At 67.1% G+C, this 24,310-nt stretch carries 21 protein-coding genes; 11 read left to right on the top strand and 10 right to left on the bottom strand.

Annotated elements, in window-relative coordinates; all coding sequences use genetic code 11:
- The first annotated feature begins 42 nt into the window (after window positions 1–42).
- The 3 genes from BLU29_RS11320 to BLU29_RS11310 all read left to right on the top strand — a co-directional run bounded on the left by BLU29_RS11320 (window position 43) and on the right by BLU29_RS11310 (window position 3,970).
- Complete coding sequence (locus BLU29_RS11320; RefSeq protein ID WP_157693806.1) at window positions 43–1,509, top strand: glycosyltransferase family 39 protein; 1,467 nt, start codon at window positions 43–45, stop codon at window positions 1,507–1,509.
- A 2-nt stretch (window positions 1,510–1,511) separates the two neighbouring features.
- Complete coding sequence (locus BLU29_RS11315) at window positions 1,512–2,681, top strand: glycosyltransferase family 1 protein (protein ID WP_091057895.1); 1,170 nt, start codon at window positions 1,512–1,514, stop codon at window positions 2,679–2,681.
- Between the two features lie 92 nt (window positions 2,682–2,773).
- A complete protein-coding gene (locus BLU29_RS11310; protein ID WP_091057893.1) occupies window positions 2,774–3,970 on the top strand; it encodes an aminotransferase class I/II-fold pyridoxal phosphate-dependent enzyme in 1,197 nt (398 codons plus the stop codon).
- 192 nt (window positions 3,971–4,162) lie between these two features.
- On the opposite strand, the gene BLU29_RS11305 is transcribed toward BLU29_RS11310, so the two are convergent.
- From BLU29_RS11305 to BLU29_RS11295, 3 genes are all read right to left on the bottom strand, one after another.
- A complete protein-coding gene (locus BLU29_RS11305) occupies window positions 4,163–5,221 on the bottom strand; it encodes a glycosyltransferase (protein ID WP_091057891.1) in 1,059 nt (352 codons plus the stop codon).
- 179 nt (window positions 5,222–5,400) lie between these two features.
- Window positions 5,401–6,612 (bottom strand): glycosyltransferase, encoded by a 1,212-nt coding sequence (locus BLU29_RS11300; RefSeq protein ID WP_091057889.1) that lies wholly within the window; start codon window positions 6,610–6,612, stop codon window positions 5,401–5,403.
- A 139-nt stretch (window positions 6,613–6,751) separates the two neighbouring features.
- On the bottom strand, window positions 6,752–7,663 hold the full coding sequence (locus tag BLU29_RS11295) for a LysR family transcriptional regulator (RefSeq protein WP_091057887.1): 912 nt from the start codon (window positions 7,661–7,663) through the stop codon (window positions 6,752–6,754).
- A 155-nt stretch (window positions 7,664–7,818) separates the two neighbouring features.
- Here BLU29_RS11295 and leuC point away from each other — a divergent pair, with 155 nt between their 5' ends.
- Window positions 7,819–9,237 (top strand): 3-isopropylmalate dehydratase large subunit, encoded by a 1,419-nt coding sequence (gene leuC, locus BLU29_RS11290; protein WP_091057885.1) that lies wholly within the window; start codon window positions 7,819–7,821, stop codon window positions 9,235–9,237.
- Window positions 9,238–9,341: 104 nt separating this feature from the next.
- On the top strand, window positions 9,342–9,944 hold the full coding sequence (gene leuD / locus BLU29_RS11285) for a 3-isopropylmalate dehydratase small subunit (protein ID WP_091057883.1): 603 nt from the start codon (window positions 9,342–9,344) through the stop codon (window positions 9,942–9,944).
- Between the two features lie 47 nt (window positions 9,945–9,991).
- On the opposite strand, the gene BLU29_RS11280 is transcribed toward leuD, so the two are convergent.
- The 4 genes from BLU29_RS11280 to BLU29_RS11265 all read right to left on the bottom strand — a co-directional run bounded on the left by BLU29_RS11280 (window position 9,992) and on the right by BLU29_RS11265 (window position 14,219).
- Complete coding sequence (locus tag BLU29_RS11280) at window positions 9,992–11,230, bottom strand: glycosyltransferase (protein WP_157693805.1); 1,239 nt, start codon at window positions 11,228–11,230, stop codon at window positions 9,992–9,994.
- 1 nt (window position 11,231) lies between these two features.
- Window positions 11,232–12,050 (bottom strand): SDR family NAD(P)-dependent oxidoreductase, encoded by an 819-nt coding sequence (locus BLU29_RS11275; RefSeq protein WP_091057881.1) that lies wholly within the window; start codon window positions 12,048–12,050, stop codon window positions 11,232–11,234.
- 11 nt (window positions 12,051–12,061) lie between these two features.
- Window positions 12,062–13,321, bottom strand: a complete 1,260-nt coding sequence (locus BLU29_RS11270) for a beta-ketoacyl-[acyl-carrier-protein] synthase family protein (protein ID WP_091057878.1) — start codon at window positions 13,319–13,321, stop codon at window positions 12,062–12,064.
- 124 nt (window positions 13,322–13,445) lie between these two features.
- On the bottom strand, window positions 13,446–14,219 hold the full coding sequence (locus BLU29_RS11265) for a phosphopantetheine-binding protein (protein WP_231962221.1): 774 nt from the start codon (window positions 14,217–14,219) through the stop codon (window positions 13,446–13,448).
- Between the two features lie 350 nt (window positions 14,220–14,569).
- Between BLU29_RS11265 and BLU29_RS11260 the strand changes: the two genes are divergently transcribed.
- Together BLU29_RS11260 and BLU29_RS11255 are read left to right on the top strand one after the other, a co-directional pair.
- A complete protein-coding gene (locus tag BLU29_RS11260) occupies window positions 14,570–15,742 on the top strand; it encodes a glycosyltransferase family 4 protein (RefSeq protein ID WP_091057874.1) in 1,173 nt (390 codons plus the stop codon).
- 4 nt (window positions 15,743–15,746) lie between these two features.
- Window positions 15,747–16,157: a thioesterase family protein gene (locus BLU29_RS11255; protein WP_091057871.1), complete on the top strand. Its 411-nt coding sequence runs from the start codon at window positions 15,747–15,749 to the stop codon at window positions 16,155–16,157.
- 28 nt (window positions 16,158–16,185) lie between these two features.
- Here the strand turns inward: BLU29_RS11255 and queG are convergent, their stop codons facing one another.
- Together queG and BLU29_RS11245 are read right to left on the bottom strand one after the other, a co-directional pair.
- On the bottom strand, window positions 16,186–17,382 hold the full coding sequence (gene queG, locus BLU29_RS11250) for a tRNA epoxyqueuosine(34) reductase QueG (RefSeq protein ID WP_091057869.1): 1,197 nt from the start codon (window positions 17,380–17,382) through the stop codon (window positions 16,186–16,188).
- The gene (locus BLU29_RS11245; RefSeq protein ID WP_091057867.1) at window positions 17,379–17,915 is read right to left on the bottom strand and encodes a shikimate kinase; all 537 of its coding nucleotides are present in this window, start codon (window positions 17,913–17,915) and stop codon (window positions 17,379–17,381) included. Before BLU29_RS11245 ends, queG begins: the two co-directional genes overlap by 4 nt.
- Before the next feature lie 104 nt (window positions 17,916–18,019).
- On the opposite strand from BLU29_RS11245, the gene BLU29_RS11240 reads away from it, so the two are divergent.
- A complete protein-coding gene (locus BLU29_RS11240; protein ID WP_091061106.1) occupies window positions 18,020–19,066 on the top strand; it encodes a beta-eliminating lyase-related protein in 1,047 nt (348 codons plus the stop codon).
- A 63-nt stretch (window positions 19,067–19,129) separates the two neighbouring features.
- On the opposite strand, the gene BLU29_RS11235 is transcribed toward BLU29_RS11240, so the two are convergent.
- Complete coding sequence (locus BLU29_RS11235; protein WP_091057864.1) at window positions 19,130–19,993, bottom strand: FKBP-type peptidyl-prolyl cis-trans isomerase; 864 nt, start codon at window positions 19,991–19,993, stop codon at window positions 19,130–19,132.
- A 174-nt stretch (window positions 19,994–20,167) separates the two neighbouring features.
- Between BLU29_RS11235 and BLU29_RS11230 the strand changes: the two genes are divergently transcribed.
- The 3 genes from BLU29_RS11230 to BLU29_RS11220 all read left to right on the top strand — a co-directional run bounded on the left by BLU29_RS11230 (window position 20,168) and on the right by BLU29_RS11220 (window position 24,209).
- Window positions 20,168–22,078, top strand: a complete 1,911-nt coding sequence (locus BLU29_RS11230) for an LOG family protein (protein ID WP_091057861.1) — start codon at window positions 20,168–20,170, stop codon at window positions 22,076–22,078.
- 71 nt (window positions 22,079–22,149) lie between these two features.
- Complete coding sequence (gene purD, locus BLU29_RS11225; RefSeq protein WP_091057859.1) at window positions 22,150–23,439, top strand: phosphoribosylamine--glycine ligase; 1,290 nt, start codon at window positions 22,150–22,152, stop codon at window positions 23,437–23,439.
- A 131-nt stretch (window positions 23,440–23,570) separates the two neighbouring features.
- Window positions 23,571–24,209: a hypothetical protein gene (locus tag BLU29_RS11220; RefSeq protein WP_091057856.1), complete on the top strand. Its 639-nt coding sequence runs from the start codon at window positions 23,571–23,573 to the stop codon at window positions 24,207–24,209.
- Window positions 24,210–24,310 lie beyond the last annotated feature (101 nt).

The following is a 24,310-nucleotide window of genomic DNA, read 5'->3' as shown; positions in this document are numbered from 1 at the left end:
CGCTAAATAATGGACCCCTCCCCGCCCGCCCGGCCAAAACCCTTGTTCGCACCCCACCGGTCGTTGGTGATGCTGGTGGCCGTGATGGTGATCGGTTACGCCCTGTTTCTCCGGCAGTATACGTCACCCTATGCGGGCGGGTCGGATTCTTCCGGCTACCTGAACAGCGCCGCGCTGCTGCTCACCGGCCGGCTGACCACGCCCAAGCCCGTCCTCCCCGGCCACACCGTCGCGGAGTTTGGCATCGGGGTTCATGTGCCACTGGGTTTTCTGACGCGGGTGGGCACGGACGAGATGGCGCCGACCTACCCCTTGGGGCTTCCCCTGCACCTGGCCGCGTTTTCCTGGCCGTTCGGGCTCGATTGGGCGACCATCCCGCTGAACATCTGCACCGCGCTGGCCGGCGGCGGCCTGCTCTATCTGTTCGCCCGCCGGGTCGGGCTGCCTCCGTCCTGGTCCCTGGCGGGGGCGGCGGTCCTGTTGCTGTGCCCGCTGTATCTGTTCGCCGCCACGCAACCGATGAGCGACCTGCTCGCGTCGGTCTGGTGCTTGGCGGCGCTCTATGCGGCGCTGCGCGCGCGGGAGAAATGGAGCTGGGGCCTGGCCTGCGGTTTCGCCGTGGCCTGGGCGGTGCTGGTCCGGCCGACGGACCTGCTGCTTGTCGTGCCCGTCGCGCTGGCCTTGGGCCTGGCCTGGCGGTCCTACCTGTGGGTCGGATTGGGCGGCCTGCCGGGCGCCGTGCTGCTGGCCGTCTACAACGACAAGATTTACGGCTCCCCCTTCATCACCGGGTATGGCGATGTCTGGTTGTCGTTCAGCCGGGAATTTGCCGCGCACAACCTACCGTTTTTTGCGCTCTGGATCCCGGGGCTGCTGACACCCCTGGTGGTGGCGGCGCTGACCGCCCCTTTCCGGCCGCCCGGCCGGCAAAGGGAACTCGGGGTGCTCGGGGCCTGGGCCGCGGTGCTGATCGGCTTCTATGCCTTCTATTACCATTCCGGGGAAACTTGGTGGTATTTGCGCTTCATCCTCCCCGTGTTTCCCGCGCTCATTCTCGCCGCGCTGGTCGCGTTGCATTCGTTCCTGGCCGCGGCGCCCCGACGGAAAATCATCGGCCCCCTCCTGCTGGCGGCCGGCCTGGCGTGGGAGATCGCGCAGGTCGACCGGCTCCAGTTGCTGCTCAACAAATCCGGGGAAGCCACCTACGCCGATGCCTCTTCGTGGGCCCGCGACCACCTGCCGGCCAATGCCGCCATCATCTGCATGCAAGTCAGCGGCGCGCTTCACTATTACACGGACTTTCTCGTGATCCGCTGGGAACAGGTCGCGGCCGGCGACCTTCTCCGGCTGGCCCAGGTCCTGCACGCCCAGCACCGGCCGACCTACGCGGTGCTTTATGATTTCGAGGAGGCCGACGCCCGGCAACGGACCGGGGGCCGCTGGACAAAGATCATCAAGATTCGCAATGCCACCGTCTGGCAGGTCGATCTGCCGATTGCCGCACCCTGAGCATGTTGCTGCTCGACGCCACGCACACCAGCCACACCCGCGCGCAGACGGGCATCCAGCGCGTGTGCCGGTCGCTGTATGCCGCGCTGCGGGCTCAGCAGCCGGTGGAGGCTATCTGCCACGATCCCTATCTCCGCGCGTGGCGTTCGCTGAACGACCGGGAGAAACGCCACCTCGCGCCCGGGCGCATCGCCGCCGGGCCACGCGGCGCCCGGTGGCCGCTGCACCAGCAAATCGCCGGGCACGCCCGCCGGCTCGCCGGCGCGCGCCCCGCCGTGCCGGCCGGCAGCGCCTTGGTTTGCCCCGAGTTGTTTTCGCCCGCCGTCGGGGCCCACCTGCCGGAGCTGCTCGCCGCCGTGCGCGGGCCGCGCGTGGCCGTGTTTCACGACGCGATCGGGCTGAAGCTGCCCGAACTCACGCCGCCGGGCACCGTGCGGCGCCTGCCCGTTTACCTGCGCGAGCTGCTGCTCTTCGACGGCATCGCGGCCAATTCCGAGGACTCCGCCGCCTGCCTGCGCGACTACTGGAAGTGGCTCGGCGTCGGTGATACCCCGGTGGTGCACGTCATGCCTTTGGGTTTGGACCCGGTTGCTCCCGACCCTCAACCCTCAACGCTCAACGCTCAACCGCGCATTCTTTGCGTCGGCACCATTGAGGGCCGGAAAAACCATCTGGCCTTGCTGGAAGCCTGCGCGGCGCTCTGGACGGAGGGCCTGACATTCGAGCTCCAGCTGCTCGGCCTGCCGCGCGCCGATACGGCCGGCCCGGCGCTCGCGAAAATCGCGGCGCTGCAGCAGGCCGGCCGGCCGCTGTTGTCCATGGGCGCGGTCGCCGATGACGAATTGCACGCTGCCTACCGGCAGTGCGCGTTCACTGTTTATCCTTCGCTGATCGAGGGCTTCGGGCTGCCGGTGCTGGAAAGCCTGCAGCACGGCAAACCCTGCGTTTGTTCCGCCGCCGGGGCGCTGGGCGAATCGGCCCGCGGCGGTGGCTGCGTGGCGCTGCCGTCCGTCAATGCCGCCAGCCTCGCGGCGGCGATCCGCCGGTTGCTGCGAAATCCGCCGGAGTTGGCGGCGCTGGCGGCCCAGGGCCGCGCGCGACCAGTCAAATCCTGGGTCGATTATGCCCGCGAGCTCGCGGAGTGGATGACCACCCTGCCGCGGCGCGGGTGAGCGGCCCTCGGCGCGTCGTAGCTCGCAGAGCGAGGACGGCTTTGCGGTTGCTAAGGTTCGGGTTCTGACCTCTAGTCGCCCCACCTTTTTTCATGGCCCTGTCCCTCTTCACCAAGACCAAGAAAGCCATCATCGAGCGCGCGCAGGATGACTATGCGACGAAGATGCGGCTGAAATACAAGCCCTACTACCACGCCATGGAGGCACAGTCGGGCACGCGCATCAAGCTGCAGGGGCGCGACATGGTCATGCTCTCGAGCAACGACTACCTCGGCCTGTCGTTCCACCCCAAGGTCATCGAGGCCTGCGGCCAGGGCCCGAAGATCTGGGGCACCAGCACCACCGGGGCGCGCATCTCCAACGGCTCGCGCGCCTACCATGTCGAGTTGGAGGAAAAGCTCGCCGCCTTCCTCGGCCGCGAGGCGTGCCACATCAGCGTGGCCGGTTACATCTCCTGCTGCTCCGCCGTCGCCACCTTCGCCCAGAAGGGCGACCTCATCCTCGCCGACAAGAACATCCATTCCTGCCTGTGGGACGGCATCCGGCTGTCGATGGCCACCGCCGAGCGCTTCAGTCACAACAACCCCGAGGACCTGCGCCAGGCGCTGAAGGGCGTGCCCCATTCCCAGCCAAAGATGCTGGTCATCGAGGGCGTCTACTCGATGGAAGGCCACATCTGCCGCCTGCCGGAGCTGGCCAGCATTGGTGAGGAAGCCGGCTGCTTCACCGTGCTCGACGACGCCCACGGCTTCGGGGTGCTCGGCCGTCAGGGTCGCGGCACCGTCGACCATTTCAAGCTCAACGACAAGGTCGACCTCCTCTGCGGCAGCATGTCGAAGTCCCTTGCCAGCACCGGCGGGTTCGTCGCCGGCTCGCGCGAGCTGATCGAATACCTCCGCACCAACTCGAAGCAGACCATCTTCAGTGCCGCCATCAGCCCGAGCATGGCCGCCGCCGCCTCGGCTTCGCTCGACATCCTCCAGACCGAGCCGCAGCATCTCGAGCGACTCTGGCGCAATACCAAGCGTTACCGCGAAATGCTCAAGGGCCTCGGCCTCGACACCTGGGGCAGCGAGACGCCCGCCGTGCCGATCGTGCTCGGCTCGAAGGAACTCGTCTACCGTTTCTGGAACGCCCTGCTCGACAAGGGCGTGTTCACCGTCATGTCCATCGCCCCGGCCGTGCCGCCGGGCAAGGACCTGATCCGCACCGCCGTCTCCGCCCTGCACAGCGACGAGGATCTCGAGAAGATCGCCGCCGCGATGGCCCACGCCGTCAAGCAGATGTAGGGTTGGAATGTAAGGTCGGCGCTAGTCGCCGGACCGGTCTGGATGGCCGCCAATCTCCATCTCGGCGGCCAGCGTTGTTGCCCGATCGGCTAAATCCGGATTCGCGATCCGGCTGCTGTCAACCATTAGTTGACATCAGTCAAAGGTGCGCGGAGCTCTTTCGACGCCGGACCACGCGGAGGCGGGGCGTCCTCAGGCCGAGGTGAGCCCGCGGCGCAGCGTCGCCGCCGTCTCCGCCCAGCGCGGCAGGCTGCGCGCCATCGCGGCCGCTTGCAGCCGCCGGCTCTCCGCCGCGTCGGTCAGCACCGTCCGCAGCCTCTCCGCCCAGTCCGCCGCGTCATTGACCCGCGCCATGAGACAGCCGCCGCCGGCCGCGTTCTCCCGCAGCACCGGCAGGTCGCTGCACACACAGGGCACTCCGCGCCAGAGCGCCTCCAGCAACGGCAGGCCGCAGCCTTCGGCGATCGTCGGGAATGCCACCGCGCGCGCCGTCGCGTAAAGCCGGCCGAGCGCAGCGTCCCCCGCCGCCGCATGAAACCGGAAGCGCGGCTCGCGCCGCTGCAGCTGCTTCATCCGGTCCGCGAGCGGGCCGCCGAAATGCGGGTTCACGCGGCCGACGACATGCAGCTCGAAGTTGATCCGGTCCCGCCAGAGCACCTCGGCCACATTGAGCAGGAATTCCTGGTTCTTGCGCGGTTCGATGATACCGACGCACAGCAGCGTCGGTGTGCCCTTGGCGATCATAGGATCGCGCTGCACGCGGTGCTCGCCGTCGAAATCCGCCCCGAGCTCGACCAGATCCATCTGCGCTCGCGGCGTCACGCCCTGCCAGCGCCAGAATCCGGTGAGATCCTGCCGGCTCGCCGCGGAGATCGCGAACACCCGGTCGAAGCCCGCGAGCATTTTCATGTATTCCGGATGCCGCTGCACGCTCTGCGGCCAGGTGATCTGCGGCCAGCGCAGCGGAATGGCATCATGAAACATTGCCGCCAGCTGGCACGGCGCATGATTGACGAAGTCCCAAAATCCCGGGCGCTCCGCCTCGCTGAACAGCTCCACGGTGAACAGCCAGTCTGTCGCCGCGAAAACCACCGGCGCCTTTCCCCTGTCGGTCACAAAGGCGCGCCGCGCCGCGTCCCACGCCACTTCGGTGACGGTGCCGCCGAATTCCTCGCGCAGCCGCGCGCTCACCCGGGTCAGGCCCGAGCGCTGCCTGGCCGCGCCCATCTTCGTGGTGTCGTAATAAATCATGCAGGGGGTTGGCCACGAAACGGCACGAAACGGCACGAAAACATACCATGTCTGTCATTCTGCGCGCAGCGAAGAACCCAATTGAATGTCTGCGCGCCGATGGATCCTTCGCCCCGCTCAGGATGACAACCGCTGACTGGTTTTCTGTTTTGGTGCATTCTTGTGCCTTTTTGTGGCCATCAATCCTTCATTGCTTTTTCAAAGCACTCGACCAGCTGCGCGGTGTTCTTGTGTGCGTCGTAATTCTCCTCCACCCAGCGCCGGGCGCCGGCCCGCAAGGCCTCAGCGAGGGCGTCGTCCTCGCTCAGCCGGCGCAGGGCCACCACCCACGCCAGCGGCAGGTCCACATCGGCCACGAGGCCCGTGCGTTCCTGACTGATCGCCTCTGTCGTGGCGGACACGGGCGACGTCACGACCAGCACGCCCGCGGCCATGGCCTCGGGGATGACATTCGGCAGGCCGTCGCGGTCGCCGCTCGGCGCCACGATGCCCGTATGCAGCAGCACGTCGGCCCAGGCGAGCTGTTCCCAGACCTCGGGCTGTGCCAGCTGGCCGGTGAATTTCACGTTGCCGGTGAGGCTCAATTGCGCCGTACGGCTTTCGAGCATCTCGCGCAACGGGCCGTCACCCACGATCCGCGCCTCGAAGGCGATCCCCGCCTCCTTCAGTGCGGCGTAGATGAGCAGTTGGTAATTGAGGCCTTTCTTCGGCACGAGCCGCGCAATGCAGAGCAGCCGCAACGGCCGGCGGTTCGCCCGCAGCGGCTTGAACGCCGGGAACGTCTCGAGCCCGCGGCGGATTACCCGGATCTTGTCGGCGGGCACGCCGCGCGCGACGAGCTCGTGCCTACCCATGTCAGTCGAAGTGTGGATGAAGCGCGCAGGCTGCAGTTTTTCCAACAACCACCAGTCGCCGCCATGTTCGTAAATGTCGTAGGCGTGCGCCCCGGCGCTGTAGCGCCAACCGTGCATGCGCCAGAGGATCCAACCGGCGGTCGCCGGCGCCCCACCCCAGGCCCCGTGCACCAGCGCCGGCGGATCGCGGCGCATTTCGCGGGCAAAGCTGCCGGCAAAGCCGGCGCCGAGCATGTTCTCCCAGAAATTCAGCCATGACGGCGGCCGCCGCGTGCACACGCCCTCGAACAGGTCGCGCATCAGCCGCGGCCGGCGGATGATCTGCCACGGGATGATCACCAAGAACACCTCTATGAGCCGCCACTTGTTGAACGCCTGCACCGTCAGGCCGTTGAAGGTGCCGCCTCCGCCCCACAGCGAATAGAGCTTCAGGTTCAGGCCCTTCGCCTGCAACGCCGCGACATCGCGCTGGAGGAAGGTCTCCGACGTCTTGGGAAAGGTCGTGAACAGGAGGGCGATGTGGAGCGAGGTTTTCAATTTCCGTAGCGTGTCATCCTGAGCGTAGCGAAGGATCCAGTCCGATACGGATGTCCTGCTGGATTCTTCGCTTCGCGCAGAATGACATGAAAAAGCAGACGCATGGAAGGTTCTATTGTATTTCGGGACGACACTTTTCTCATGCGGTTGCCGCTCCCGCCACGACGAGAAACGCCCCGAGCGCGGGATCCGGGGCCACGTCCTTGCGCCAGCCGAGCACGAGCCGGCTCTCGGGCGCCGGGCCGTCGAGCGGGCGGAACACGACTTCCCCCGGCAGCTGCTTCGCCTCAGAGGGGGCCATGAAGGTCGCGCCGAGCCCGGCGCGCACCAGGCCGATGGCGTTGGCCCGCGGCCAGACCTCGTCGGCGATGCGCGGCGTGACCCCGGCCTGCGTGAACGCCGCGAGCACGCGGTCGTAGAACCCGGGATTGTGTGCGCGGGGAAACATCACGAACGGCGTGGCGCCCAGGTCGCGCAGGCGGAGTTTCTTTGCCTTGGCCTGCGCGTGGTCGGCCGGCAGGAGCACGCCGTTTTTTTCCTGGAGCAGCAGCTTGGTCGCCAACCCCGGCATCGTGGCGGCCTCCGGGTGGAAAAACCCGCACGCGATCTCGCCGGTCTTGAGCGACTCGAGCTGGGCCGACGTGGGCGACTCGTTCAACTCGACCCGGATGCCCGGGTAGCGCCGGTTGAAATCGCGCAGGATGCCCGGCAGCACGGTCGCCATCGCGAGGCCCGTGAACGCCACCCGCACCTGCCCGGCCTGCCCGCCGGCCAGGGCCTGGATGTCACCCGGCACCGCCGCCAGCCCGCGCAACAGCGGTTCGATCCGCTCCAAGAACACCCGGCCGGGCGCCGTCAGCTCGACCTTGCGGCGCGTGCGGTTGAGCAGGTCCACCCCGAGCGCGGTCTCCAGCTGGGCGATGCTCCGCGACAGCGCCGGCTGGGCCACGGCGAGTGTCTCGGCCGCTTTCCTGAAATGCAGCTGCCGCGCCACCTCGCGGAAGTAGACGAGGTGCCGGAGCTCGAACGGATATTGATACTCTCTGGGCATCACAGAGCATGAAACAAGTATTTCTTGTTATGGCAAGATTCTGGTAATCTCTGGCCCATCAACTCTCCGCGGATCACGCGGATGAACGCGGATTACCAATCGGTTTTGGTCTTGATCCGCGCCCATCCGCGAAATCCGCGGGAAACGACTTTCCCATGTCTTCCCCTCAATCCCTCTTCGAAAAAGTCTGGGCCGCCCACGCGGTCAAGAAACTGGCCAACGGCCAGACCCAGCTCCTCATCGGCACGCACCTGATCCATGAGGTCACCTCGCCGCAGGCCTTCGGCATGCTGCGCGACCTCGGGCTCAAGGTCCTCATGCCGCACCGCACCTTCGCGACGGTGGACCACATCATTCCGACCAACGAACTCGTTGAGCCCTACAAGGACAGCCTCGCCCAGGCCATGATGGACGAAGTGCGGAAAAACTGCGCGGAGTTCGGCATCACCTTCTTTGACCGCGCCACCGGCAAGCAGGGCATCGTGCACATCGTCGGCCCCGAGCAGGGCATCACCCAGCCCGGCACCACGATCGCGTGCGGCGATTCCCACACTTCCACCCACGGCGCGTTCGGCGCCATCGCGTTCGGCATCGGCACCAGCCAGGTGCGCGATGTGCTCGCCACCCAGACCATGGCCCTCGGCCAGCTCAAGGTCCGCCGCATCGAGGTGAACGGCAAACTCCCGCCCGGTGTCTACGCCAAGGACGTCATCCTCCACATTATCCGCCAGCTCGGCGTCAACGGTGGCACCGGTTACGCCTACGAATACGCCGGATCCACCTTCGACGGCTTCACGATGGAAGAGCGCATGACCGTGTGCAACATGTCCATCGAAGGCGGCGCGCGCGTCGGCTACGTCAATCCCGACGAGACCACCTTCGCCTACCTCAAGGGCCGCCCCTACTCGCCCACCGGCGCCGCCTGGGATGCCGCTGTCGCCCGCTGGAAGTCCTTCGCCTCCGATCCGGGCTGCCGTTACGACGACGTCGTTAAGATCAACGCCGACGACGTCGCTCCGTCCGTCACCTGGGGCATCAATCCCGGCCAGGGCATAACCATCAACGAAAATGTCCCGAGCCCGGACACCGCCACCTCGGCCGACGACAAGGCCGGCATCATCGAGGCCCTCGCCTACATGAAGCTGCCCGCCGGCAAGCCGATCAAGGGCACCAAGATCGACGTCGCCTTCCTCGGCTCCTGCACCAACGGCCGCCTCTCGGATTTCCGCGAGGTCGCCAAATACCTCAAGGGCCGCAAGGTCGCCGCGGGCGTCAAGGCCATCGCCGTCCCGGGATCGCAGATTGTCGCGCTCCAGTGCGAGAAGGAAGGCATCGACAAGGTGCTCGCCGCGGCCGGCTTTGAGTGGCGCGCCGCCGGCTGCTCGATGTGCCTGGCGATGAATCCCGACAAGCTCATCGGCGACCAGCTCTGCGCCAGCTCCTCCAACCGCAACTTCAAGGGCCGCCAGGGCTCGACCACCGGCCGCACCGTGCTCATGAGTCCGGTGATGGTCGCCGCCGCCGCCGTCACCGGCGCCGTCGCCGACGCCCGCGAGGTCTTCGCGGTCAACTGACAAATCTGGTCACCACTAATCTCCACTAATTTCTCACTAATCCGAACCACTGAAACATTAGTGTCCCATTAGTGTGCATTAGTGGTGACAAAAATCCTCTTCCCATGGCTCTCGCTAAAATCACCTCTGTCACCGGCCGCGCCGTCAACGTCCCGGGCAACGACATCGACACCGACCGCATCATCCCCGCGCGCTTCATGAAGTGCGTGACCTTCGACGGCCTCGGTGAATTCCTCTTCTACGACGTCCGCAAGAACGCCGACGGCACCGACAAGCCGCACCCGCTGAATGACGCCCGCCTCAAGGGCGCGACAGTCCTCCTCTCCGGCGCCAACTTTGGCTGCGGCTCCTCCCGCGAGCACGCCCCGCAGGCCATTCAGAAATACGGTTTCAAGGCCGTCATCGCCGAGAGCTACGCCGAGATCTTCTTCGGCAACAGCACGACGCTCGGCATGCCCTGCGTCACCGCCGCCCGCGAGGACATCGCCAAGATCGCCGCCGCCATCGAGAAGAACCCGGCGGCCGAGGTCGTCATCGACCTGGTGAAGCTCGAGGCTCGCTTCGCCGGCCAGAGCGTGAAGATCGCTCAGCGCGAGTCCGCCCGCGACGCCCTCGTCAACGGCCGCTGGGACGCCATCGGCGAGCTCCTCGACGGCGTCCCGGCCGTGAAGGAAACCGCAAAGAAGCTCCCTTATCTCGCAGCCTGATCCGCAGGCTCATTCCGCCTTCCCAAGCGCGGCGCCAACCGCGCTTTTTATTTTCCGAAAGGCGTAGCCGTCCCGTCAACCTTCCGCGGCTTCGGCGGGAAGGGACCGGGCTGGAGATCCGTACCGGAAGCTTCCTGGGCGAGGTCGACCAGCTCGCGCACGACGAGCGTCGGGTCCTCCTCGTAGCGGAGCTTGAGGAAGTTGGCGCGCAGGCGGTCGTAGGTGCGCCGGTTCTCCATCCAGGCGCCGATCACGCGCTCGAAGTCCGCCGCGTTGGCGATGAGCTCGGCGCCGGCGCCGTTGCGGAAGAATTTCACCGTCAGCTCCTCCTGCGGCATGATGCCGCCGATGGCGTTGAAGATGATCGGGCAGCGGAAATGCAGCGCCTTGGCGCAGGTCGTCGTGCCACCGCGCGTGACGATGGCGTCGCTGACCTGCATGAGCAGGTGCACTTCCTCGGAGAAGCCGTCCACGAAGCAGTTGAACTCCGGGTGCTCGGCGCGCCAGTGCACGAGCTGGTTGTAGGCCTCGCGGTTCCTGCCGCAGATCACGATGGCCTGCACCCGGCCGGCATGGGGCAGCAGCTTCGGCAGCAGGTCGAGGTGGTTGTTGGCGCCGTTGCCGCCGGTGGCGAGGAACACGGTGAACAGGTCGGAGCGCAGCTCGAGCCGCTCCTCGATGAAGGCCGTGCGCGCCTCGGCCTTGAGAATCTCGGTGTGCTGGCGCGGCTGCATCAGGTGGCCGCGCACCCGGGTGCGGTCGCGGGCCATGCCGATCTTCACGGCGTAATCGCGGGCGGTGCCCGTGCGGGAGATATAGAGGTCGGCACTGGGCTCGACCCAGTTGACGCTGTAGCCGAAGCCGCCGGAGAACTCGCCGCAGTAGGTGGCGCACCGGACGTTCTCCGCGCCGAGGACCTTCCGCGCCAGCTGGAAATAGCCGCGGTTGAGGCAGTCGTGGACGCTGAAGACGAGGTGCGGCTTGTATTCGAGCAGCACGCGCTCGTAGTAGGCGCGGCCGAAGCTCACCGAGCTCTTGTTGAGGAAGCTCAGCAGCTCGACAAAGAGATAGAAGGCCTTGTGGAGCCACGGGGACTTTTTCTGAATCCAGTTGTAGAAATTCACCCCGGCACTGAAGAAGCCGGAGGACTTCTCAAGCATCTGTTCGATGCGCACGTCAACCTCGTGGCGGTAGAGCTCGAAGCACCACTCGGCGAAAGCCTGCGCGCGCGCGTCGTGGCCGGCGCCGGTGCTGGAGGTCAGGACGAGGATGCGGACGCGCGGCATTTTAGAGACCGAAATACTTCTCCTGGATCTTCCGTTTCAAATTGAGCGAACCGAATCGCGCGATGAACGGCGCCAGCACCGCCTGGAAGAACCGGCCGCTGCGCACCGTGCCGCTGCGACCGCGGAGCAAGGCGCGCTCCAAGTCGGCGGCGGCGCCCACGGGCGCGGGACCCGACTGCATCATGGCGGTAAACGCGGCCCAGGCCTTATCCTGCCCCGGCCCGGCGGCGCCCGGCGGGCGGCGGACGGAACCCTCGAAGTCGGTGCGGTAGTCGCCCGGACGGAAATCGATGACGATGACGCCGGTGCCCTTCACCTCATACATCAGGCTCTCATTGAGAGCGGAGAGGCCGGCTTTGGTCGTGTTGTAGGCGGCCTGATAGGGCATGCCGAACTCGCCGGCGATGGACGAGATATTGACCAGCGCGCCCTGCTTCCGCGCCAGCATGCCGCGCAGCGCGGCATGGCTCAGGCGGGCGGTATTGACGAGCATCACGCGAAACTGCTCCTCCCACACGGCGAAGTCGGTGTGGGCAAAGGCGCCGAACGCGCCGAACCCGGCATTGTTGATGACAATATCGAAGCCGCCCGCGACCTTCCCCGCCTCGAGGAACGCACGCTCCGCCGCCGGGCCGTCGCCCAGCTCGAGGGCGACCGGGTGGAACATCGCGTGGGCGAGCTTCAGCCGCGCCGGATCGCGGGCCGTGCCCCAGACCTCGACGCCCGCGGCCAGCAGCATCTGCGCAAAAGCGCCGCCGAGACCCGTGCTGGCGCCCGTGACAAAGGCGGTGCGGTAACGGGCGGAAAGCGGGGAGCTCATGCGGCCGGAGATCAGATCGCCTTGAAGATCAGGGCGACGTTGGCCCCGCCGAAGCCGCTGCTGTTGCTGAGCACGACCTGCGGCTGGTGCGGCAGCGTGGCGCGGATGATGTTCAAGCCCTCGCAGGCCGGGTCGAGCTTGGTGATGTGCGCCGAGCCCGGCATGAAGCCCGCCTTCATGGCCAGCGCGCAGAACCCCGCCTCCATCGCGCCGGCGAGCGACAGGCCGTGACCGGTGAGCGCCTTGGTGCTGCTGATGGCGGGCCGCGTCGGGGAATTCTTGAAGATGGCCTTGAGCGCCCGGACCTCGGAGATGTCGCCGATGGGCGTGGAGGTGGCGTGGGCGTTGACGTAGTCGACCTGCTCGGCGGTGGTGTCGGAATATTTCAAGGCGTTCTCGATCGCCATGCGCAGGCCGGTGCCCTCGGGATGCGAGATGGCGACGTTGTGGCCGTCGGAAGCCTGACCCCAGCCGGCGACCTCGCAATAGACCTTGGGCTTGCGGCGGGCGATCTCCTCCTCGCTCTCGAGCACGAGCACCGTCGCGCCGCCGGTGCCGACGAAGCCGTCGCGGGCGACATCAAACGGCCGCGACGCGATGGACGGGTCGGTCTGCAGCGAGAGGGCGCGCATGCCGGCGAAGGGCAGGATGCTCTCGACGTTGCCGTCCTCTGCGCCGATGACGAACATGCGCTTCTGCCGGCCGAGGGCGATCTCGTCGTAGGCGAAGCCCAGCGCGTGGGCCGACGAAGCGCAGGCGGAGGAGAAGCCGGTCGAGGCGCCCTTGATCTTGAACTGCGAGACCAGGTTGAAATTCACCGTGCCCGAGATGGAGGCGACGACGCCGAGCGGCGGGCAGCGCATGACGCCCTGCTTGCGCATCCGCTCCAGGTGGTGGCCGAGCAGGAAGGGCGAGCCGGCGGAGGCGGCGTAGAGACCGGTATGCGGGTTGGACCAGTCCGCCTCGGTCAGCTTGGCGTCCTCGACCGCCTGCTGCATGGCGCAGTAGGCGTAGATGCCGTGGGGCGCCATGCCGCGCAGGGTCTCCCGGCGGATGCTGTAGCGGGCTGGGAAGATCCAGTCCTCCTGGTCGGTCGTGTCGGTTTGGAAATCGCGGATCGGGGCGGCGACCTTCACCGGCACGTCCGGCTTCTGGAACGGCGGGTATTGCACCATGCCGTGGCGCAGCTCGCGCAGGCTTTCCGTCACCACCAGGGCATCGTTGCCAATGCTGGTGATGAAGCCGACGCCGGTGATGTAAACTTTCCGCATATGGGTGTTAGAACGCGAGCCGGGCTTCGGGCCCGGCTCGCAGGGTGCGGGCCATCAAAGCGCTTTTGCCCACCCGGTCAACTGCCGGAGCCGCGGGGCAACGGGCCGGACGGCCAAGGCGCACTCAGGCGTTGACCGCGGCCTTGGCGGCGGGAGCGACGGCGTCCACCGGCTGCGCCTGCGGCGCGGGCTGGACGACTTCCTCGGCAAACGCAAAGGTCAGCGTGATTTCCTCGGCGATGGCCGCCTTCTCCTGCCCCACGCGGATCTGGCCCTCGAACGTCGCCAGCGGCGACTTGAGGCGCTTGGGCTTGATGGAGAGGCTGAGCACGTCGCCCGGCTTGCACACGCGGTGGCAGCGGACGCCTTCGCAGGAGGTGAAGAAAATGGTGCGATGATCGACGACCCGGCCGGCCTCGCCCACCTGACCCTCGAGCAGGAAGAGGACGGCGAGCTGGCCGAGCGCCTCGAGCATGATGGACGCAGGCAGCACAGGATTGTCCTTGAAGTGACCTTGCAGGAAAAACTCCTGGCCGCTGATCTTGTATTTGGCGTTGGCGCCGTGCGCATTGATCGAGGCCTCGCCGAGGAACAGGAACGGCGGCTGGATCGGCATGATCGAGATGATCTGCTCGATCGGGATGAACTTGGTGGGCTTCGGGAGGGGCAGGCCGCGGACCTTGCACTCGATGAAGGTCTTCACGTCGCCCACGGTGCGGAGGTAACGCAACTCCTCGTTGTTGATGGTCATCTGCAGCACATCCTCCACGAGGATGACGATTTCCATCATGGTTAGGGAATCGATGCCAAGATCCTCGATAATCCGCAGATCATCATCCGCATCCTTCAGTTTCGCGCGCAGATCCGGCTCCACATAGCGCTCAATGATACCCAGCACAATGGCGGGTAGATGCTCGGTATTACCGGTTTTTCTGAACTGCGCTGCCGCCTCATAAGTCGCTGCCGAGCAGCGCTTAATAGCCTCGCGTAGGTTTGCATCGTCCTCGGGTGTAAACGGTTTGAGTGGGATGCCCGAAGGATTGGTTGCTGCCTGTGCCATTGGGAAATCAGGTAAGTTAAAGCTCGCGAATATGTAAACCCAAAAAAACCCGGGAAAAGCCGGAACTGTGCCTCCTCCATGGGATAATTTAGCCTGTTGACTTGCTGTTGCTTGCGCGGCCACATGCCCGCTTCCTTCAATCTGACTGACAATCGAGCGAAGGGTTTCCTCCATTTTAACCCCGGCAGATGCAGCCTCCCGCCTCAAGCAGTCCCACGGACCGACCCGGCCGGCACTTGGTTCTGGTGACCCATGAGTTTCATCCCCACCGGGGAGGCATTGCAGTCTATGCGGCCGAAATGGCCCGGGCCGCCCAGGAGCTGGGCTACAACGTCGAAGTCTGGGCCCCCGCCCTCCCGGCCGGAATCACTGATCCCGCCCGGCCCTTCACCGTGCGCCGCCTGCCGCTCGCCGGCGACCACAGCCTCCTGAGCCAGTGGCGCATGGCGCGCGAACTCATGGCCCATCGCGACCGCCTGCGCGCCGCGACCCTCTACATCCCCGAGCCGGGGCCGCTGCTGGCAATGCTGCTGCTGCAGTATTTCGACACCCTCCGGCCGGCGCAGCTGATGCTGACCTTCCACGGCTCCGAGATCCAGCGCCTCGCCTCGCGCCGGCTGCTGCGCTGGAGCACCTCGCACCTGCTGGCCAAGGCCACCCGCATCAGCGTCGTCAGCGCCTTCGCCCGGGATCTGCTGCAGCGGAGTTTCCCTGCGGCCGCCGGCAAGGTCGTCATCACGCCTGGCGCGCTGCGCACCGACCTGGCGGTGGAACCGGCGGATCCCAGGCCCCGCCGGAAGATCGTCATCCTCACCGTCGCCCGGATCAACCCGCGCAAGGGCCAGCTGGAGATCATCACCGCACTGCAGGCCCTCCCCGACTCCTTGCGCGACCGCATCGAATACTGGCTGGTCGGCGCGCACCACAAGGAGAACTACGGCGCCGCGCTGGCGGCCGCGGCCGCCCGCACCGACTTCCCCGTCAAGTTCCTTGGTGACATTCCCGATGAGCAGCTCGGCGCGATCTACGCCCAGGCGGACATCTTCGCCATGACCAGCATGCCGCACCGGCATAGCGTCGAGGGCTTCGGGCTCGTCTACCTCGAGGCCGGCGCTCACGGTCTGCCCGTCGTCGCCCACGCCATCGGCGGCGTGCCCGAGGCGGTCGTCGACGGCGAGACCGGCCTGCTCATCACGCCGGGCGACAACACGGCGCTCACCGCCGCCTTCGCCCGCCTGCTCGGCGACCCCGCGCTGCGCCGCCGCTTCGGCGACGCCGGCCGCGCCCGCGCCCGCGCGCACACCTGGCGCGACTCCGCCTCATCCTTGTTTGGACAACCGCCCGCCGAGGCCGCAAGCTGACCCCATGCTCGAATCGCGCACCGCCATCACCGTCCGCTACGCCGAGACCGATATGATGGGCATCGTCTACCATGGCAACTACCTGCCGTGGTTCGAGGTCGGCCGCACCACCCTGCTCAAGGAATGCGGGCTGCCCTACCGCGAGCTCGAGGCGCAGGGTTACCACCTGCCCGTGATCGAGCTCGGCACGAAGTTCTTCAAGCCCGCGCTCTACGACGACGTCGTGACCGTCATCACCCGGCTCAAGGAGCGCCCGGTGCTGCGCATCCACCTCGAATACGAGGTGCGGCGCGGCGACGAGCTGCTCGTCACCGGCTTCACGACCCACGCCTTCATCAACAAAAAGGGCGAGCCGGTCCGCCCGCCTGCCGATTTCGCGACGAAGATGCGCGCGGCGTTCAGCTCCAAGGCGTGATGCCTGGCCTGTAGCGGCCGGACGGCGGTCACAGACCGCCGCTACAGGAATACTCACTCAGCACCGTCGCGTCTGTCTCCGCCTGGCGCACAGACCGCAGCAATTCCTCGGCCCGCGCCCCCGCAATTTTCCGCACCGCCCACACGGCGTGCGCCCGGACCACGGCCGACTCGTGGGCCGCGAGTTTCACCAGCGCCGGCAACAGGTTCGCCCCGCCCGCGTTGCCCGCGACGACGCAGGCGTTGCGCAGCAGGCCGGTCAGCTTGAGGCGCTTGATGGCCGTGCGCCGGAAAACCTCCGCGAACCGCGCCGGCGTCAGCTCGAGCAACTCCGGCAGCGTCAGCTCCGCGAGGTCGTGCCGGGCCGCCAGCAACAGGTGCCGGCCGGCCTGGGCGAACCGGTTCCACGGGCACACCTCGAGGCAGATGTCGCAGCCATAGACATGCGTGCCGATGCCGGCGCGCAGTTCCGGCGGGATGATGCCCTTGTTCTCGATCGTCTGGTAGGAAATGCAGCGCCGCGCGTCCACCACGCCGGGCGCCGGGAAGGCGTCCGTCGGGCAGGCGTCGAGACAGCGCGTGCACTTGCCGCACAGCAGGCCGGCGGGCTCGGCCCCGTCCGCCGCCGGCTTTTTTCTCAGCGGCTCGTCGGGCGCGATCTCCAGCCGCGTGAGGATCGAGGCGAGGAACAGCCAGTTGCCGTGCTTTTTTGAAATGAGCATCGCGTTCTTGCCGCGAAAACCGAGGCCGCTGCGCGCCGCCCACCCGCGCTCCAGCACCGGCCCGGTGTCCACATAATAGCGGTAGTCGGCGGCGGTGATTCCGCCCATTTCCTCCAGCACGCGCCCGGCCGCCTCGAGCCCGGACTTCATCGTGTCGTGGTAATCCTCATGCTGCGCATAGCGCGCCCATACCGGTCGGTCCTCCGCTTGCCGCGCCGCAGCCCCAGGCGAAGGCGAAGGCGGGTCACTCCAGTAATTGACGCCGAGCAAAATCACCGAGCGCACGCCCGGCAGCACGAGGTTCGCCGCCGCGCGTTTTTCCGCCGTGCGCTCCATCCACGCCATGTCGCCGTGCATGCCGGCCGCCAGCCAGTCGCGCAGCCCGGCGCCGGCCTCCGCCCCGGCCGCGGCGAAGCGGACCTCGTCAAAACCGAGCGCGCGCAATTTTTCGCGCAGCGCCTCGCGCTCCGCCCCTCCAACCTGCAACCCGGCCCCGGCGGTCATTTTTTGAAGTGCGCCGCCTCGAGCCGGTAGACGCGCAACACGTGGCCGGTGATTTCCCGCAGCGGCCGGCTGTCGGTCAGCACCATCGTGCCGGTGCGGCGGTAGATCTCCTCCCGCTGGGCGTAGAGCTCGCGCAGGCGCTGCTCGGGGTTCTCCACCTGCAACAGCGGCCGGTGGTTGGTGTGCATGGTGCGCTTCAGGATGGTCTCGATCGGTGCATGCATGCAGATCACCACGCCCCGGGCATGCAGCAGTTCCAGCATGCCGGGCGGCACGACCAGCCCGCCGCCGCAGGCGACGATGCAGCGCTGCGCCGGATGGCCGTGCTCGATGAACTCGCGCTCCAGCGCGCGGAAGCGCGGCTCCCCCTCCTCGGCGAAGATTTTCGCCACCGGCTTGCCCTGGGCGCGCTCGATCTCGTGGTCGCTGTCGAGGAACTGGAAGCCCAGCTGCCGGGCGACCTGCCGGCCCACGGTGCTTTTGCCCGTGCCCATGAAGCCCACGAGGTAGAGGTTGGTGTCCGGCGGAGTCATTGGTCGGGATTCAACGAACACCGCGCGCCGGCCGGGTGCAAGTGCGCGTTCCGTCCTACTTCGCCCTGTTCAAACCCCTTGAAAACCCGCACGCTGGCCGCGTCATGTCCGTCACCCCCGATTACACCTTCGCCAGCGACAACACCGCCGGGCTGGCGCCCGAGGCGCTGGCCGCGCTCACCGCCGCCAACGCCGGCCAGGCGCCCTCCTACGGGGACGACCCGTGGACGGCCCGCGCCAAGCGACTGATCGCGGAATTCTTCGCCACGGAGTGTGAGGTGTTCTTCGTTTTCAACGGCACCGCCGCCAACGCGCTCGCGCTCGCGCAGTTCTGCCGCAGCCACCACAGCATCCTCTGCCACGCGGTCTCGCACCTCGACACGGACGAGTGCGGCGCGCCGGAATTCTTCACCGGCGGCAGCAAGATCATCACCCTCGGCGGGCCGGGCGGCAAGCTGCGCGCGGCGGACCTCGCGCCGGTCTTCGGCCGCGGCCATGGCATCCATTACCCCAAGCCCGGCGCGCTTTCGGTCACGCAGGCCACCGAACTCGGCACGATCTACACCCCCGATGAGGTGCGCGCGCTGGCCGCCGTGGCGAAGGCGCACGGGATGGCCGTGCACCTGGACGGCGCGCGCCTGGCCAACGCCGCCGCGGCGCTGGCAGCCCGCGGCGTGACGCCGGCGGACTTCACCTGGCGCGCCGGCGTGGACGTGGTCTGCCTGGGCGGCACGAAGGGCGGCATGAACACGACGGAGGCCGTCGTCTTTTTCAACCGGGAGCACGCGCGCGAGTTCGAGTATCGCGTCAAGCAGGCCGGCCAGCTCGCCTCGAAGATGCGCTTTGCCGCCGCGCAGTGGTGCGGGATGCTCGAGAGCGGCGCGTGGCTGCGTCATGCCGCGCACGCCAACGCCATGGCGCAAAAGCTCGCCGCCGCGCTGCGCGCCGCCGGGGCGAAGCTCATTGGCGAGCCGGAGGTGAACAGCGTGTTTGTCGAGCTGCCGCCCGCCACCGTGGCGGCCCTCGAGGCGCGCGGCTGGCATTTCTACAAATTCATCGGCGAACACGGCTACCGGCTGATGTGCTCGTGGGCCACGGCGCCGGCGACGATCGACCGTTTCGTCGCCGACCTGCGGGCCGCCCCGCGCTGAGCACGAACGCAAAAAAAACGCCTCCCGGGCGGGAGGCGTTGAAAGTGGCGCGAAACGCGGGGCTTACTTGGCGGCCGGAGCCGGCGCGTCCTTGGGGGCGTCCTTCACGCCGAGCACTTCGATCTCGAAGACCAGCGCGGCGCCCGGCGGGATGCCTTGGTTGCCTTCGTCGCCGTAAGCGAGCGAGGGCGGGATGTAGAGCTTGGCCTTGCCGCCGATTCCGATCTTCTGCAGGCCCTCGAACATGCCGGGGATGACGCCGCTGGGGGAGGTGGGGGTGGCCATGACGACGGGTAGATCGATGGGCTGGCCGCGCTCGACCGAGCTGTCAAACACCTGCCCGTTGATGAGCGTGCCGGTGTAGTGGATGGTGGCGAGCTGGCCGGGCTTCGGCACGGCACCGGTGGCGGGCTTGAGGATCTCATAGCGCAGGCCGCTGGGCAGTTCTACGATGTTCTTGTTTTCCTTCAGCTTGGTGAAGAAGGCCAGGTTGTCCGACAGGTTCTTCATCCGCAGCTTGGTCATGAAGGCCTCCTGCTTGTGCGCCATGAACTCCTGGAGCTGGCCCTGGATCTGCTTGGGGTCATAGGGCAGTTCCTTGCCGTTCAAGGCGAGGCTGATGCCGCGCACCATGGCCTCCTTGTCGGCGGGCGTGAACTCCAGGGCATCGACCTGGGCGCCCATGCGGGTCTGCAGCACATAAATATAGCCGAAAGCCTCGAGCAGCTGGGCCTCGGTGAATTTGACCGTGGCGGGCGCCGCCACCGGCGCGGCCGCCGGGGTCGTCGCGGGCGCGGCCGGAGCCGCCGGCGTGCTGGCCGGAGTCGAGACACCCGGGACGTTGAACTTGACCGCATCCTCAGCGGACGCGGCGGTGAGCAGGCCCAGGCTGATCAGGGCTGCACTGACTTGGGAGATGAATTTCATTGCGATTGAGGTAGCCCGGTTGGGAAACGGCCCGGGCGGTTTTGTGCCGTAAAAGGCGCGAAATTGCTCACGCCCCCGGCAAAAATCAATCCCTTTGGCGGCAATTCCCCGGGATTCCCGCGCCCAACCGCGGGCTTGTCAGGCCCGTCAACGTCCCCAAAGCTTGCCAATCCCATGAACGAAAACCAATTCTGGCACAGCACCGACGGCCAGATTCTCACCGTCCGGCCGAAAAAGGACGGCCCCGTGGCCCTCACCCTCGTCTTCTGGCCGCGCTCGCCCGCCGAGATGGATTTCCTCAAGGCGCACCTCGCCGAGCTCAAGTTCACCGAGCGCAGTTCGCTCGCGCGCATCGGCATCGAGATGATCACGAAGGGCGCGCCCGCCGTCGACGGCAACCGCCTGACGCTGGAGGCCGAGGCCTTCATGTATGACGAGAGCTTCCCGAACTTCGAATATTTCAAGAAGCTCCTCCGCCCCGGCACGCCCGTCGGGCGCCTGTTCCGCGCGCCCGCCGCCGCCAAGCTCACCTCGGACGAGATCTGGCAGGCCCTGAAGGAGAACCGCCTCAAGCTGCCCAACACCATCTCCATCGACCACGTCGGCCGCGTCTTCCTCACGCCCCACCAGGTCACCTACACCATCAACCCGCGCCTGCCGCGGCTGACCTTCGAGCGCATCGTCTCCGGCAACGCCGGCCGCGCCTTCCTCGACAAGGTGCAGCAGCGCCACGACGCCTCGCCGCTCATCATCCCGCCGCGCTCCGGCGTGCTCACCAGCTGCTCCATGTATTTGAAGGAGCACTTCGTCGTGCTCAACCAGGGCCCGGGCAACCTCGGCATCCACACCTCGGCCGTGCTGCTCGACCCGATCAAGACCTTCGGCACGAATATCATGCTCGAGATCTACAACACCGGCGACCAGCCGGTGGTCAACCCGATGGTCTCGGTCGACATCTTCCGCGCGCCCGAGGGCACCGATCCCGAGATGAAGGCGCTCGCCAAGAAACGCCAGCGCCTCCTCGCCACCGCCACCGACATGTTCCGCTGTCTCGACGACAGCCCGGCCGTCGCCACCGGCGAGGCGCACCCGAAGTCCAAGATCACCGTCCGCGGCCAGAGCGCCACGATGGAGAACCGCGCCATCTTCATCCGCGCCGGCGACGAGGACCTGAGGAAACTGCTCGCCGCCAAGGCCTGCCCGCTCGGTTACCGCACCATGATCCAGGCGCTCGACGCCGCGGCCCCCGACGCCGACACGCTCGTGGTGGACTTCTTCCCCGACCTGCTCGAGCACATGGAACTCATCACCCGCATCGGCGACGTGAAGCTCAAGCGCATCGTCTTCCGCAAGGCCTCGCGCACCCACGGCTACTTCCTCTCGAGCAACGCCCACGCCCGCCTCGACACCTTTGATGCCATCGGCGTCGGCGTCTACTGGTATGACGAGACGACGAAAGACGTCTACATGCACACCTACAAGAAGGACCACGGGTTCTTCGTGCGCGAGGAGAACGCCCAGAAATTCAAGGAGGCCACCGTGCTCGCCTTCTACGGCTCGGCCTACTCGCTCGAGCAGGCCGACACCGCTCGCATCAGCGGCCTCGTGGACAAGCTCACGGCCTTCATCGGCTCCAACCTCGGCGTGCTCACCGGCGGCGGCGGCGGCGTCATGCGCCTCGCCACCGAGACCGCGCGCAGCAAGGGCGCCCTGACCGGCGCCTGCTTCCTCGAACTCGAGGCCCAGCCGCCCGAGCTTGGCGTGGACTTCTTCAACACCTTCCAGGAATCGTCGCGCCACTTCCGCCAAAAATGGTTCGAGGCGGCGGATTTCTGCATCTTCAACGTCGGCGGCGTCGGCACGCTCGAGGAGATCGGTATCGAGATGTGCAACCTCAAGCTCGGCATCCGGCCGCGCACGCCCTACGTCTTCTACGGCGCCGGTTTCTGGAAGGACCTGCAGAAGCAGTTCTACGCGATGATCGACCAGAAGCGCGCCCCGGCCTGGATGAAGGACTACGTGCTCTTCACCGACGACGCCGACGAGGTCGTGCGCTTCTATCGCAAGACCCTGCAGGTGCTGTGAGCCGTGTTATGTCTTAGGTTTTAGGTATTAAGTGCTTGTTGCCTCACTCCTAAAACCTAACACGTAACACAATGCCTTTGCCTTCCTCCGTCCTTGTCGTCGGCTCCGGCGGGCGCGAACACGCGCTCGTCCGTGCGCTCGCCCTCTCGCCGGCGAAACCGCGCCTGCTCTGCGCCCCGGGCAACGCCGGCATCGCCGCGGACGCGACGTGCTGCCCGGTTCCGGTCGAGGACATCGCCGGGCTCGCCGCGCTGGCGCAACGGGAGAAGGTGGAGTTCGTCGTCGTCGGCCCCGAGGTGCCGCTGTCGCTCGGCCTCGTCGACACGCTGACCAAGGCCGGCATCCCCGCCTACGGCCCCAAGGCCGACGGTGCCCGGCTCGAGGCCTCGAAGGTCTTCACGAAGCAAATCCTGCTGAAGCACAAGATCCCGACGGCGGCCGCGGGCATCTTCCATGAGGTCGATCCCGCCATCGCCTATGTGCGCCGCCGCGGCGCGCCGATTGTCATCAAGGCCGACGGGCTCGCCGCCGGCAAGGGCGTCGTGGTCGCGCAGTCCTTGCGCGAGGCCGAGGAAGCCATCCGCGACATGCTGGCGGGAAACAAATTCGGTTCCGCCGGCAGCCAGATCCTCATCGAAGACTGTCTGCTCGGCGAGGAGACCTCGCTGCTCGTGGTCGTCTCGGGGCGCGACTACGTGATTCTGCCGACCTCGCAGGACCACAAGCGCATCGGTGACGGTGACACCGGCCCGAACACCGGCGGCATGGGCACCTACTCGCCCGCCGAGGTCGTCACGCCCGCGCTGCTCGCGCGCATCGAGCGCGAGATCGTCCAACCGTCGGTCGCCGCCATCGCGAGCGAGGGTATCGAGTTTCGCGGCACGCTGTTCATCGGCATCATGCTCACGGCGTCCGGCCCGAGCGTGCTGGAATACAACACCCGCTTCGGCGACCCGGAGACCCAGGTCGTGCTGCCGCGGCTCAAGACCGACCTGCTCGCGCTGCTCTGGGCGGCGGCCCACGGCGGGTTGCGCGGGATGAAACTCGAGGTGAAATCCGACTACGCGCTGTGCGTCGTCGTGGCCGCCAAGGGCTATCCCGACAGCTACGCCAAGGGCGACGTCATTACCCTCCCTGCTCCCGGCTCCTTGCTCCCCGCTGTCACCATCTACCACGCCGGCACCGCGCAGAATGCCGCCGGCCAACTCACGGCCAACGGCGGCCGCGTGCTCGGCGTGACCGCGCTGGCCCCGACCCTGAAGGAAGCGGCCCAGCGCGCCTACGCCGCCTGCGATCAGATCCAGTGGGCCCACAAATATTTCCGCCGCGACATCGGCGCCAAACAGCTCAATCGAAAATGAAAAACACACGACCTGTCATCCTGAACAAAGTGAAGGATCCAGCATCACTCTCGCCGGCGGTCATCCTGCTGGATTCTTCGGCTTCGCCTCAGAATGACAGGCATCGGGCATTGGCCCGGATATTCGTTCCAGTGCTTCTGGCTCTTTGCGTCCTGCTCTTTGCTCCCCTCTGCGCCAAAGCCACAGAGCTGACCGACCTCGGCTCGGGCCTCGCCTACCTGCGCATCCATTCGCTCGCCGAATCCGACGCCGCCCTTCACCAGGCCGTGCCCGGCGCCGGCGCGCTGGTGCTCGACCTGCGCTACGCGACGGCGCGCGACGATTCGGCGGCCGCCCTGCAGTCCGCCCTCGCCGGCCATGCGGCCGGCGCCCCGCTCTTCATCCTGGTCAGCCCGGCCACCCCGGCCGCCCTGGCCGCGGTCATCCGCACCTCGCCGGCGCTTACCCTCGGCGCCCCGGGATCCACGCCCGCGCCGAAGGTCGTCGTCCAGACCGATGCCGCCACCGACCGCCGTGCCTATGACGCCCTGGAGGCCGGCACGGCGCTGGACAAACTCATCACCGGCAAGATCGAAAAGGAACGCTTCGACGAGGCGACCCTCGTGCACGAGTTCAAGAACGGCAATCCCGACGCCGAGCCCCCGCCCCCGCCCGACCCCACCGCGCCGAAACCCGCCGGCGCGCCGGAAACACCCGCCCCGCTGATCGATCGCGTGCTGCAACGCGCCATCCACCTGCACCGGACGCTGCTGGCGCTGAAGCCCCGCTGACTGCGCTGTAGCGGGGCTCTATGAGCGCCGTCCGGCGGTCACAGACCGCCGCTACGGGGAATGGGAACTCAGCCTTTGCCTTTGAGATGAATTCGTGTCCT

Source organism: Opitutus sp. GAS368 (assembly GCF_900104925.1).
Classification (GTDB): Bacteria; Verrucomicrobiota; Verrucomicrobiia; order Opitutales; family Opitutaceae; genus Lacunisphaera.
This window is presented reverse-complemented; position numbering and strand designations above follow the sequence as displayed.

Bases quoted from the DNA above. Each gene is read 5' to 3' on its own strand.
- BLU29_RS11260 (WP_091057874.1), top strand. From the start codon at position 14,570: ATGCAGCCTCCCGCCTCAAGCAGTCCCACGGACCGACCCGGCCGGCAC.
- leuD (WP_091057883.1), top strand. From the start codon at position 9,342: ATGGCTCTCGCTAAAATCACCTCTGTCACCGGCCGCGCCGTCAACGTC.
- BLU29_RS11235 (WP_091057864.1), bottom strand. From the start codon at position 19,993: ATGAAATTCATCTCCCAAGTCAGTGCAGCCCTGATCAGCCTGGGCCTG.
- BLU29_RS11240 (WP_091061106.1), top strand. From the start codon at position 18,020: ATGTCCGTCACCCCCGATTACACCTTCGCCAGCGACAACACCGCCGGG.
- leuC (WP_091057885.1), top strand. From the start codon at position 7,819: ATGTCTTCCCCTCAATCCCTCTTCGAAAAAGTCTGGGCCGCCCACGCG.
- BLU29_RS11230 (WP_091057861.1), top strand. From the start codon at position 20,168: ATGAACGAAAACCAATTCTGGCACAGCACCGACGGCCAGATTCTCACC.
- BLU29_RS11295 (WP_091057887.1), bottom strand. From the start codon at position 7,663: ATGCCCAGAGAGTATCAATATCCGTTCGAGCTCCGGCACCTCGTCTAC.
- queG (WP_091057869.1), bottom strand. From the start codon at position 17,382: ATGACCGCCGGGGCCGGGTTGCAGGTTGGAGGGGCGGAGCGCGAGGCG.
- BLU29_RS11305 (WP_091057891.1), bottom strand. From the start codon at position 5,221: ATGATTTATTACGACACCACGAAGATGGGCGCGGCCAGGCAGCGCTCG.
- BLU29_RS11275 (WP_091057881.1), bottom strand. From the start codon at position 12,050: ATGAGCTCCCCGCTTTCCGCCCGTTACCGCACCGCCTTTGTCACGGGC.
- BLU29_RS11255 (WP_091057871.1), top strand. From the start codon at position 15,747: ATGCTCGAATCGCGCACCGCCATCACCGTCCGCTACGCCGAGACCGAT.
- BLU29_RS11315 (WP_091057895.1), top strand. From the start codon at position 1,512: ATGTTGCTGCTCGACGCCACGCACACCAGCCACACCCGCGCGCAGACG.
- BLU29_RS11310 (WP_091057893.1), top strand. From the start codon at position 2,774: ATGGCCCTGTCCCTCTTCACCAAGACCAAGAAAGCCATCATCGAGCGC.
- BLU29_RS11245 (WP_091057867.1), bottom strand. From the start codon at position 17,915: ATGACTCCGCCGGACACCAACCTCTACCTCGTGGGCTTCATGGGCACG.
- BLU29_RS11270 (WP_091057878.1), bottom strand. From the start codon at position 13,321: ATGCGGAAAGTTTACATCACCGGCGTCGGCTTCATCACCAGCATTGGC.
- purD (WP_091057859.1), top strand. From the start codon at position 22,150: ATGCCTTTGCCTTCCTCCGTCCTTGTCGTCGGCTCCGGCGGGCGCGAA.
- BLU29_RS11280 (WP_157693805.1), bottom strand. From the start codon at position 11,230: ATGCCGCGCGTCCGCATCCTCGTCCTGACCTCCAGCACCGGCGCCGGC.